Genomic DNA, 11945 nt, shown 5'->3' on the forward strand with positions numbered 1-11945 from the left:
GTTCTATCGTTGACATGGAAGGTTTGCTATAGAACCGCGACAGCTGAAAAGCTGTCGCGGTTGTTACGCGTTTTAGCGGTTAGCGTTGTCGATCGTCATTGACGTGGACATCGGCTTGTTTCCTGCAGATTAGTGTTGCTCGGCCATCATCTCGGGATTTTTATGGCTCGTTAATACGCTCTTGTTCGATTGGTAATGAATGCCGCACGTGTATTCGATAAATGAATGATCGGTATTTTCATGCTGGGCAATGTTGTATTTCTGAAAAGGCAACATGGCTCTGCGCACGGGTGACTGATCCAATATGTTCTTGAAGGTGGTATTTGAGTCGTCGGCAATCCAAAGGCGTCTTACTTTTCTTTTCATGGTGCCATCCACGAATTTATGGCGGGCATGCAGGACTCGCAGGTTGTCCATGACCAGAATGTCCCCCGGTTCAAGGCTGATATTGGTGATGTAGTTCTCGTTGGTGGAGTAGTGGTTCTGGATGTAGTTAAAGGCAGCATTGGCCCATTCAGGAATGAAGGCGGTGCTGTCATATCTATAGCGGATTCTTAATGTGTCGGTAGTCACCTGTTCGAATACTGCGCAATCTATGGACAGTAAATCGTCCCGGCAGTAGGCAACACTGCCGCGGGCCATCAATATCTTCAGTGTGTCAGCCTGATTGGCAAGCAGGTCATTGTAAATTTTCTGCCCATCCACCAGGAAGTTATCTCCGCCAAACTCAGGCTTGGAAATGCACTGGAGGATGACGAATTTGGGTGGGGTGACTTTTGTTGCCCGGCCATCAACATAAACCATCCCGTTCAGAAAAGATCCGTCGGTATGCGGGAAGAAATCGCTCGACAGCTCACCGTGGTAATCGTCCTTGAAAGTTTGCCAGTCTTTGTTTATCGGCTCGCCACCGCCGACCACACCATGTTCATCCGATTTCGTATGGAACTGAATCAGTCCAAACTTACCCGCCATCTCTCTAAAGGCTTCCACAGAGTGGTCTTGAGGCTTGATCACGCAATATCCATTTTCTTTAAGAAAAAGGGCGATTCCTTTGGTGTCAAAAAAATCAAACTTTTTGCTTGCAGTCATTTCACACTCCTTGTCTTGATGGGAAAGCTTTTACATGTCACTGAAAAAAATGATCGAAGACCATTTTCAAACCAAAAAACGTCACCCCTGCTTTTAAAAGCATGGCGCCTACACGCTGCGATATACGGTCTCTGAGAAAACCCCCCAAATACGATCCAAGCGTGGATGCGGTAATCATGATGATGATGAGATTTGCGTAATCCATGAACGCAAAACCGGCAATAACGAAGGCCGCCACTTTCAAGCCGTGGAGCACACTCATTTGCATGGCGTGGGTGACGATCACTTCATTCTTATTGATGTTCATCTTCATCAGGATCGGCTGTGATATCAGACCGGTCACTGCCACGAAGAGTGAAAGGAACGTTTGAAAGAAGCCCACGATTGCAAAGTTCTTAAATACAAACCCCAAGCGCGAGACGATCTTCGTCCAGGTAATGGCCAGAATAAAAAGGCCAAGGATCAGTGATAGATATTGCTCGGGGAATTTCCCGATAAAAAAATAACCTATGAAGGCACCGACAAGGCAGCCAATGACATATCTAGGCAGGATTTCTATTTTTGCGCTCTTGTAATCAAAGGCAAATCTGCTGCCATTGCTGACCATTTGAATCAAACCGTGAACCGGCACTACCGCAGATATGGGGATGAATTGAGGCATCACTGCAAGCAATCCAATACCACCACCAACACCAATGGCGGCAGTCATGAATGACGTGATAAAACTGACGCCCACCAACATATACAAGCCATCAGAGATTCCGAGCATTATCAATTCCTGTCCAATTTTTAAAGGTTAAGCGTGCATCTAGATGCGGTGGTTTTTTTTGCGAAGCAACTTGTCCTTGCACAAGCACCTATAAGTGTTCCGAGACAATCAGGTGTTGCAGGCTGGGTTAAGTCATTGCCTGCTTTAGGCACTTGGCCATGTCGAGTTTTTACATCGGTGGATGTCGCTTGGTTGTCAGGCGTATATCTTTTTCAACACGATAAGGTTTCCGCTCCTGTTGAAGGGGGCGTCGAGGCTAATAAATAAAGTCTGGTTGATGCGTGAGTAAGGGTTACGGTAGTTCGTAACCCCTTTACTCTTTATGGCGGAAAGTCAGTGCATTATCCAAATGGCTGCATCGTTGCGCTGACTAGTTTTCGGCCCGATGAACATCTCCCTCCTGAATATATTCAATCGTCCACCCCGTCACGTCCCGGCGATTAAAGGCGGGTCATAGTGTCGATAAGACTCATTAGTCTGTACGGGTAGTTATCGCCATTTAAATAAACCGAGAGACTGCCATGACTCACTTTCTTCGTCGGTCGCGAGGGTAGAAACAATTATATGTTTCTACCGTCCGACACTGTCATGGCAAGCCTTCTCAGACAAAACGCGACTTACTTCTCGGGTAGGGCCCAAGCAATGATGCTGTCACCCAGCTTGGTTGGAATTCGATCATGACCGCCAACTACGGCCACGACGTACTGTCGGCCTTGGCTCATGTAGGTCAAGGGTGAGGCCTGATTACCTGCAGGGAGGCGTTCTTCCCACAGCAGTTCGCCACTTTCGCTGTTGTAAGCGCGCATGAAACGATCGAGGGTGGCACCGATGAACGTCACGCCGCCGGCGGTCGTCACGCCCGTTGCGTCACTCGGTGTACCGATTTCGAAGCGCATCCGGGAGGCGATTCCCCAAGGCCCGCTGTCATATCCGGTACCGAATGGTCGGCTCCAGACGACGTCGCGTGTGCGCAGGTCGATGCCAGCAATGAAACCCCAGGGTGGCGCAATGCAAGGCTGGTCAAGGGAGGACATCCACGGATCCTTGATGGCGCCATAAGGCAGCCCGGCCTGGACGCGGAAGCCTTGGCTGTTGCCCGGCGATTCCTGGAACGACTTGGCATTGATTGCATCGAGTTGTTCGCGAGGAACCAGTCCCTGCATATAAGGGAGTCGCTGGTTATTGATGATCAGCAGTCCGCGCTTTAGATCGACCATCACACCTCCCCAGTTCAAGCCGCCGTGATGACCGGGGAAAATCAGGCTTTGTTGGCCGACGACCGGCGGGGTGAAGATCCCTTCATAGCGTGCCTGGCGAAATTCGAGGCGACATTGCATCTGATCGAAAGGGGTCAGGCCCCAGGCCTTGGCCTCGGTGAGTACTTCCGGGGTCTTCGATGGGCGCCCCATGGTGCTCGGCATATCCGGCGAAAGTGGCTGGGTGGCAGCGGTGTAGTCTCCGGGGGCGGTCCCCTGTGGCACAGGCGATTGCACGACATCCACCAGTGGTTCGCCGGTGGCGCGGTCAAGCACGAACAACTGGCCGGACTTGGTGGCTTGGATAACGGCCGGGCGTGACCCTGTGGCGGTTGGGAAATCAATCAGGCTGGGTTGTGGGCTCAGGTCGTAGTCCCATAGATCATGGTGAACGGTCTGGAAATGCCATTTGACCTTACCTGTCGCTGCATCGAGTGCAACCAGGGAAGAGCTGAACTTGTCCTCCTGTTCCGTGCGGGTACCGCCGTAGAAGTCGCCAGCTGCGTTGCCGGTGGTGACATACACCAACCCGAGCTCATCGTCGGCGGAAAGCGGTGCCCAGGAGTTGGGCGTGCTAAGCGTGTAGGTTTCGTCGTGGCGAGCGGGGGTATTGGTGTCTGGGCGGCCCAGGTCCCAGGCCCATTTCTGTTTGCCGGTCACTGCATCGTAGGCACGAACCACCCCCGAAGGGGCCGGGCGCACATCTGAGTCAAGGACTCGGCCTCCGGTGATGACGACCCCGCGAATGACGATGGGGGCAGAAGTGATACCCGTCGAGCCTTTTCTGAAGGTGCCTAACCCGTCTTTCAAATCCGCAAAACCTGCGTTGCCGAAGCCGGGGCACGCTTGGCCAGTCAGGGCGTCTACCGCGCCCAGGCGAATATCGTTGGTGCCCCAGATGATGCGCGAGGCGCATAGGCCACTGGCATTGGGTACTTCGAAATAGGAGACGCCACGGCAGTAGGCGCCGCCATTGGCGAAGTAGTCCGGGTCAACTTTGGAGTCGAACCGCCAGTTCTCCTTTCCGGTGGTGGCATTCAAGGAAATGATGATTTGCTTTGGCGTGCAGGTATAAAGCGAGTTACCGACCTTGATCGGCGTGGCCTCGTTCAAGTACTTGGTTTTTTCACCGGCTTGCTTCACGTCGCCGTGGTGGTATTCCCAGACTTTCACCAGGCCCGGCACATTCGAAGGCGTGATTTGTGATGCGGCGGAATAGTGATTGCCCAAGTTGGAACCTGCATAGGCAGTCCAGTTGGTCTCGTTGTGTGACGCGGCAATATTGCCGTCCGGGGAAGTCACCGTACTGCGGCTGAAGGGTTGTCCAGTGCGTGTTGTGGCGAGCGTCGAGTCGGCGAGGTGAACGGTTGTCGGGAAGAACAGGGGGACCAGGATTGTGCCCCCCATGAGCAGCGGCAGCCCACCCATAATGATGAAGTAATGACTTCGTTTGGCATTGGCAAAGTCACGACGCACCAAAGGCCAGAATGCCAGAAACGGAATGCTCAGAACGGCCAGCCAGGCCAGGCGTGGAATGAAAGCCCAGCCGTCGTATCCAGACTCCCAGATCGCCCAGGCGTAGGTGGCCAGAGAGGCTGCGCCATAAAGGTAGAGGCCGAGGGAATGTTTCAGGCCGATGAGGATGGCCGAGAGCAGCAGGGTGGTCCCCATCATGGCGTAATAGGGCGATCCGCCCGCCGCCACCAGGACACCGCCTTTGTAGGCCAGCGTCGCTCCAAGCAGGGCAACCAATATGTTGTACGCCCCGAACAGAAGGTTCGAGACTCCCGCTCCTCTACCCAACGTCCCTTCGTTCATTGCGATCATCCCTGTGTGATTCGATATGGCTCCTTCCGAGCGGCGCGCATGATTGCTCATTATTGTAACGAAATACAATATCCGACGAAAAAATTAACTATTCCGTACGGATTAGATGGTTTTTTTGTATTTTGTGCCTAGGATAGACAATCTGATAAGCTGCTTCGCGAATGGCTGTAGAGCACTCAGATGAAGCTTTGATCAGTACCAGGGAGTGGGTGACGCGCTCTATAGCCCTTCATCTTTTGGCATGACGTCCTGCCGGGTCTTGAGTCGGCCTACGTCGTCCAGGTGTCTCCAGAGAAATTGCGCAGCTTCTTCACGCCGGTCAGACTCGATGAGGTCGAGCAAATGGATGTGTTCCTGGCATTGCGCCATAAGACGAGTGCGATCGACGTTGGCCTTGTAGCTCATGAAGCGTCTGAGCTGATTTTGCTGGCGTATGGCATCAATGAAAAAGACATTGCCGGAGCACTGCACGATCAGTTCGTGAAACTGGGCGCCCACCTCGAACAGTTGGGCCCGGGACAAGGTATGGATATCCCCGTCGAGCATGGCCAGTTGCTGTTGCCGGGCTTGGGCAAATGCGGCGTGATTGATCTGATAACCGGGCTCAAGCAGGGCGGCCGGTTCGATGGCCATCCGAAAACGGTAGCTTTGGATGTGTGCCTGGGCGTTATGCACGAAGTCTTTGAGACTCCATCCTTGCCCCGGCTTGCGCTCTACCATGGCTTCGCTGGCCAGCCTGTTCAGTACCTTGAGCAACTGTCCTCGGGGTACTTCGTAACGGCGCAGCAGTTGCGCTTCAAAAAAGTCGGCAGGTATTTCTCCGCCAAGAATGTCGTCGACCACACGAAGGTAAAACTCTTCGAAGGGATCGCTGGCGAGAGGGAATGCTGCCTCCTGAATCTGCCCTGCATCTTTTTTCAGGAAGTAGCCACGATTGGGTTCCTGGATGGCAAGGTCCCATTCAGCGAGCAAGGCAAAAGCGCGCCGGACAGGCGAACGGGACACCCCAAGCGCTTGCGCAAACGTCTGCTCGCGCAACGGCTCACCGGCTTTCATCGACCTGGCTCGCACCATGTCGATGACGCGTGGAGCCAACTGCAGGGCGAGGTCTTTCTTGATCACAGGCTCTCTCTCGAATGGTTAACTTCAGTCCGTTCCCGTTGGGGCAGAGGCCCCCATCGGACTGGAGTGGGAAAATACCACACGAGGAGGACGAGGGTATCTGCACAAAGAGCGCTGGCGGACTTGTCGAACAACCTTGTCGAGGCATATGAGCATGAAGGCTCCGCGCATTTTTCTGATCCACGCGACCGCATTGGCGATCGATCCCGTCACGGTAGCTTTTGCCAGTCAATGGCCGCAGGCACAGATCGTCAATCTGCTTGAAGACTCGTTATCCCGAGATCGAGTGGAGGAGGGGGCACTAACCTCGAGTATGAAGGCGCGCTTTCTGGCACTGTCACATTACGCAGTACAAAGCGCCGCGGACGCCATTCTCTTCACTTGCTCGGCTTTTGGCGATGCCATAGACCTGTGCAAGCCTGAGATTGCCATTCCGGTACTCAAGCCGAACGAAGCCATGATCAACCAGGCAATCACGCAAGCATCGCGTATTGCTGTGCTGGCGACGTTCGAGCCGACCATCCCTTCGATAGTCGCCGAGTTCAAGCAAGTGGCTGAGCGTCGTGGTCGCGTGCTGGAGGTGGTGCCGTATTTTGTTTCCGGTGCGATGCAGAGGCTGAGTGAAGGCGACAAACAAGGTCACGATACCGCCATCGCAGAAATGGCCGGTCGGGTCGAGGCCTGCGATCTGATCTGTTTCGCCCAGTTTTCGATGACGAGCGCCGCCGGGCTGGCACAGGCTCGATCTGGTCTGCCCGTATTGACCACGCCCGACAGTGCAGTGCTGGAGTTGCGAAGGATGCTCCAGGCTAATGATTTCGTTTCTTCCCAGGATGGATGATTACCCAATGCTCAAGTTCAATGCTCATCTCGGCTTCCAATTCAATGAATTGCCTTTTCTGCAACGCATCGAAGCCGCCGCAGCCGCCGGTTTCCGGGCGGTGGAGTTCCCGTCGCCGTATGAATTCGACGCAAGTCTGCTTGCCGACCATCTAGCCCAATACAGTTTGCCGTTGATTCAGTTCGCCGCCCCGGCTGGCGTGACCAAAGGCATCGCCGCGTTACCGGGCATGGAAGTGGAGTTTCGCGACGGGTTGCGCCAGGCCGTCAGCTACGCAAAGGCGTTGGCGTGTTCGGATGTCCACATCATGTCGGGCGTTACAACGCAGAATGACGCTGAGCGTATCTACGCGGGCAACCTGGAATATGCCGTCAAGTACTTCGAAGACCAGGGGCTGCGGCCGCTTATCGAAGTGATCAGCGCGGAGGCGATGCCGGGCTATTACATGTCTGACTTCAGCAAGGCGCAACAGATTCTGGAAACCTTCCCGAGTGTCGGGCTGATTCTTGATCTTTACCATGCCCAGCTTTTGACCGGAGACGCAGCCGATGTGCTGGCGCGGTTTTATGCCAGAACCGTCCATGTGCAAATTGCTGATTGCCCGGGTCGTCACGAGCCGGGAACAGGGAATATCGACTTTGCTGCGTTGTTCGCGGCGCTGGAGCAGCGCGGCTATGCAGGATGGATCGGATGTGAATACCGTCCTTCTGGCTCTACCGTTGCGAGCCTTGAGTGGTTCAAGCAGTTGAGTGCTTAGGTTTTAGACTCAAGACATTGCGACGGTAGGTTTGTGATTCTGTGATGGAATGTAAAAGGAGGGCGATGATCGCTAAGATCTTCGATCGTCGCCCATCTACAGTTAACTACACTAAATGGTCGTTTAGTTGAGCTATCAAAAAGCCATCATTTAATCAATGGAGCAGGCGATGATTCAACGTAAAGCAAGCGCACAAGACGTGATCAATGGGTTGAATCTCGAGCCTCATCTCGAAGGCGGTTATTTTCGCAGAACCTATCAGTCAGACCATCGCGACTGGCTCGAAACCGCTGCAGGACCGCGCTACCTGATGACGTCGATCTACTATCTGCTGACCGAGCAATCACCCGTGGGCCAGTTTCATTTCAACCAGTCCGACATACTGCATTATTTCCATCTGGGCGACGCGCTCGAATACAGCCTGATCCATCCTGACGGATCATTGCAGACATTCGTCATGGGCAACGATGTTCTCGCAGGACAGCACCTGCAATTGCACGTACCGGGTGGCATCTGGAAAGCATCGCGGTTGCTGGATGGCTCAAACGGATTTGGTTTGATCAGTGAAGCGGTTTCACCAGGATTCGATTTCGCCGACATGGAGATGGGGAGTCGCGAGAAACTCACGGCGGTTTTTCCACAGCATCGAGTGCTGATTGAAAAGCTGACACGGGATGAGGATTGAGCGATGCAGATTAAAAGGATTATCAGATTGAAGGGAAAGCCGTTTTGAGGCTTCGCAGGAGAATGAAATCTCGTGGGCAACGAGGCTAACCTCGAAACATCTTGTTACGTGTAATGTATATTATGTTAAATGATGTCAGTTGCAACGCAGCCGCTTGAGCAACATCAACAAACCTCCACTTCAAATGGATTAACTTGACCTGACTTTCGCTGACCCAAGGATTCCCCATGCCTGCCGAAGTGGATGTCGCGATTATTGGCGGTGGCCAGTCCGCACTCGCCGTGGCTTACTTCCTGCGCCGTACCGGGCGCTCCTTTGTGATTATCGATGCCGAAGCTGCACCGGGTGGCGCGTGGCGGCATGGCTGGGATTCCCTGCGACTGTTTTCACCGTCGACCTGGAGCTCCATCGCCGGTTGGATGATGCCTCCGGTCACTGACGGCTACCCAACTCGCGACAACGTACTCGATTACCTGCGCCAGTATGAGCAACGCTACCAATTTCCTGTCGAACGGCCCTACTGGGTCAACGCTATCGAACGTCGGGGCAATCACCTCAACGTAAAAGCCCAGGGCCGCAGTTGGCTGGCCCGCACCGTGGTCAGCGCGACCGGCACCTGGCGCCATCCCTACCTGCCGCATTACCCCGGCAGCGAAATCTTTACCGGTCAGCAATTGCATTCGGCCCACTACGTTAATGCCAAGCCGTTTGCCGGAAAAAAAGTCCTGGTGGTCGGCGGTGGCAACTCCGGTGCACAGATCCTCGCTGAAGTCTCGCAAGTGGCCGATGCCACCTGGGTCACTGCGCAGCTGCCAGAGTTTCTTGCCGATGACGTTGATGGACGCGTGCTCTTCGAACGCGCCACCGAGCGCTGGAAAGCGCAGCTGGCCGGCATCGACATTGAGAGACCGGTTGGCGGCTTGGGCGATATCGTGATGGTGCCGCCAGTCGTCGAGGCTCGGGAGCGCGGCGTGCTGCACGCGGTTCGGCCCTTCCTGCGCTTCACCGAGACCGGCGTGACGTGGGCTGATGGCTCGCAAACGCCGGTCGACGCGGTGATCTGGTGCACCGGCTTCCGCCCTGCCCTCGGCTATCTGGAATCACTGGGCGTGTGTACCGCCGACGGGCGTGTGGCCGTCAAAGGTACGCATTCGATTCAGGAACCGCGTTTGTGGTTAGTGGGTTATGGCGACTGGACAGGCGCCGCTTCCGCGACACTGATCGGCGTGACCCGAACGGCGCGCAGTACCGTCGAGGAAATTGAGCGATTTTTGAAGGAGCAGTGAGTCGGCGCACCTCAGCTCAGTCAACGCTGATTGACATCAAAATCGACGTCCTTTATCAGCACTTCTGTTCAGGAGACGCAAAATGAGCATTGATTGGGTCAACTTTACGCCTTGGACATCCCTGGGCGGAGGAGCCTTGATTGGCCTGGCGGCTAGCATGTTCGTTCTGGCAAATGGTCGCATCGCAGGTATCAGTGGTTTGATTGGTAGCGTGATGCAATTTGGCAGTGAAGGTTGGAGCGAGAAGGCGCTATTTCTTCTTGGTCTGTCGCTTGCGCCATTGTTATGGGGGGCATTTAACGTGTTGCCGCACATCGAGATCAGGTCAGAGTGGCCCGCCCTGATTACTGCGGGGCTGCTCGTCGGCGTGGGAACCCGTTACGGCTCCGGCTGTACCAGCGGTCATGGTGTTTGTGGGATATCTCGACTGTCAGCCCGATCCATCACGGCAACGATGTGCTTTATGTTCGCCGGTTTCGCAACGGTGTACGTCATTCGTCATGTGGTGGGAGCATGAAATTGATCAAGTTGGCCGCATTTTTTTCGGGCCTGATCTTCGGTCTGGGTCTTCTCTTGGCAGGCATGACGAACCCCGCCAAAGTATTGGCTTTTCTTGATGTGGCCGGGGCCTGGGATCCGTCACTCGCACTGGTGATGGGAGGAGCCATCGCAGTGGCGGTTGTCCCCCTGAATTGGGCGCGCAAGAACAAGCAGTCCTTGCTAGGTGCCCCCATGCAGTTACCAATGAAAAGGGAGTTGGATGCCCGCTTGATTGGCGGCAGCCTGGTGTTCGGTATCGGTTGGGGCATCGCGGGGATCTGCCCTGGCCCCGCCGTCGCTATTCTGCTTACGGGGCACGGGCGGATCATCATATTCGTATTGGCGATGTTGGCCGGTATGTACTTGTTCTCTTTACTTGAACGTCTACGCACGACCTGATTACTCGCCGAGACCCAGGCGTCATCCAATCTGGTCCTCAATTGACTTAAATCAGAAGACTCAACGCGCAATGAATTAAACCTGCCTGGTCCCTTTTCCTTTAATTGCGCCTTTATCAGCGCATCAATCCGGACAGGCAGGTCTTCGATGTATCAGAACTTGGCGCTGCTTGCCGCTTTCCTTCTGACCTACAGCCTGTTTGCGGGGCGTTTCGAGTCACGCCTGCTGAATGGGCCTCTGATGTTCATGCTCGCCGGGCTGATTCTCGGCCCTGCGTTTCTGAATTTTCTGCAACTGCGGATTGACCGTGATGGACTCAAGATTCTTGCAGAACTGACATTGGCGATTGTTCTTTTCAGCGATGCAGCCAGGGCCGACCTCAAGGTTCTCAAAGTGCACGAAGGATTGCCGTTGCGCTTGTTGCTGATCGGGCTGCCGCTGACCATGCTGAGTGGCTGGCTGGCCGGTATGTGGCTGTTCCCGCAGATACCCTCGATAGAGTTGGCAATACTTGCAACCCTTCTGGCCCCCACCGACGCAGCACTGGGTAAGGCGGTGGTTAGCAATCCAAAGGTTGCGGCTTCCGTACGTGAAGGATTGAACGTGGAGAGCGGACTCAATGACGGCATCTGCGTGCCGGTGCTGTTGATGTTCCTCGCCCTGTTGATCGAAGAGCAAACGCAGTCTCCCGTCTCGCTGGCGCTGGAACTGGTGTTCGAGGAGCTTGGTATCGGCGCACTCATCGGCGGCGCCCTTACGTTCATTGCCTGGCTGCTGCAGCGCTACTCTGCAAAACATCATTGGCAAACACCCACGTGGTCGCAGTTGACGCTGCCAGGGTTAGCGGTGCTTTGCTTTGCTACCGCGCAAACACTAGGCGGTAGTGGGTTTATCGCCGCGTTCGTTGGCGGGCTGCTCGCCAGCTACCTGTTTACTGAACAAAAGCACGATCTGCTCAAGGCCAGCGAAGAGTTCGCCAGCTTGCTATCCGTCATAACCTGGATTGTATTCGGCGCGCTGGTGATCCCTTGGGCCTGGGGCAGTTTCACTCTGAATATCTGGCTGTATGCAGTCCTCAGCCTGACCGTGATTCGCATGCTGCCGGTACTCATTAGCCTGACAGGAACCGGGTTTGATTTCGAAACTCGCCTGTTCATTGGCTGGTTCGGGCCGCGGGGGCTGGCGAGCATAGTCTTCGCCGTCATGATATTGAACTACCCTCTGCAAGCCGGCCGTACGTTGGTGGCTGTAGCGGCCTGTACCGTTTTGCTCAGCGTGCTGCTACATGGTTTGAGTGCCAATCCATGGGTCGCACGGCTGGCATCAACCGTCAGCGAAAACCGACCATGAACACAGGGCACTGCGCCCGATGGC

11 protein-coding genes are annotated in these 11945 nt (G+C 54.8%); 7 read left to right on the forward strand and 4 right to left on the reverse strand.

Features of this window, described 5'->3' with window-relative positions; all coding sequences use genetic code 11:
* Positions 1–129 precede the first annotated feature (129 nt).
* From M9827_RS08850 to M9827_RS08865, 4 genes are all read right to left on the reverse strand, one after another.
* On the reverse strand, positions 130–1089 hold the full coding sequence (locus M9827_RS08850; protein ID WP_250605113.1) for a TauD/TfdA family dioxygenase: 960 nt from the start codon (positions 1087–1089) through the stop codon (positions 130–132).
* Between the two features lie 37 nt (positions 1090–1126).
* Entirely contained in the window at positions 1127–1858 is a 732-nt protein-coding gene (locus M9827_RS08855) for a TSUP family transporter (protein ID WP_250605114.1), read from the reverse strand.
* 617 nt (positions 1859–2475) lie between these two features.
* Positions 2476–4932 (reverse strand): membrane-bound PQQ-dependent dehydrogenase, glucose/quinate/shikimate family, encoded by a 2457-nt coding sequence (locus tag M9827_RS08860; RefSeq protein WP_250605115.1) that lies wholly within the window; start codon positions 4930–4932, stop codon positions 2476–2478.
* A 228-nt stretch (positions 4933–5160) separates the two neighbouring features.
* Positions 5161–6063: a GntR family transcriptional regulator gene (locus tag M9827_RS08865; protein WP_250605116.1), complete on the reverse strand. Its 903-nt coding sequence runs from the start codon at positions 6061–6063 to the stop codon at positions 5161–5163.
* A gap of 154 nt (positions 6064–6217) precedes the next feature.
* Between M9827_RS08865 and M9827_RS08870 the strand changes: the two genes are divergently transcribed.
* The 7 genes from M9827_RS08870 (at position 6218) to M9827_RS08900 (ending at position 11921) form a co-directional block, all read left to right on the forward strand.
* Complete coding sequence (locus tag M9827_RS08870) at positions 6218–6904, forward strand: aspartate/glutamate racemase family protein (protein ID WP_250605117.1); 687 nt, start codon at positions 6218–6220, stop codon at positions 6902–6904.
* Between the two features lie 7 nt (positions 6905–6911).
* Complete coding sequence (locus M9827_RS08875) at positions 6912–7661, forward strand: hydroxypyruvate isomerase family protein (RefSeq protein ID WP_250605118.1); 750 nt, start codon at positions 6912–6914, stop codon at positions 7659–7661.
* A 169-nt stretch (positions 7662–7830) separates the two neighbouring features.
* Positions 7831–8346, forward strand: a complete 516-nt coding sequence (locus M9827_RS08880) for a cupin domain-containing protein (RefSeq protein WP_250605119.1) — start codon at positions 7831–7833, stop codon at positions 8344–8346.
* 227 nt (positions 8347–8573) lie between these two features.
* Positions 8574–9632 (forward strand): ArsO family NAD(P)H-dependent flavin-containing monooxygenase, encoded by a 1059-nt coding sequence (locus M9827_RS08885; protein ID WP_250605120.1) that lies wholly within the window; start codon positions 8574–8576, stop codon positions 9630–9632.
* Between the two features lie 82 nt (positions 9633–9714).
* Positions 9715–10149, forward strand: coding sequence for a YeeE/YedE family protein (locus M9827_RS08890; protein ID WP_250605121.1), 435 nt, complete (start codon positions 9715–9717; stop codon positions 10147–10149).
* Between the two features lie 2 nt (positions 10150–10151).
* A complete protein-coding gene (locus M9827_RS08895; protein WP_250605467.1) occupies positions 10152–10571 on the forward strand; it encodes a DUF6691 family protein in 420 nt (139 codons plus the stop codon).
* Positions 10572–10718: 147 nt separating this feature from the next.
* Complete coding sequence (locus M9827_RS08900) at positions 10719–11921, forward strand: cation:proton antiporter (RefSeq protein WP_250605122.1); 1203 nt, start codon at positions 10719–10721, stop codon at positions 11919–11921.
* Positions 11922–11945 lie beyond the last annotated feature (24 nt).

Source organism: Pseudomonas sp. AKS31 (assembly GCF_023634765.1).
In the GTDB taxonomy this organism is placed as follows: Bacteria; Pseudomonadota; Gammaproteobacteria; order Pseudomonadales; family Pseudomonadaceae; genus Aquipseudomonas.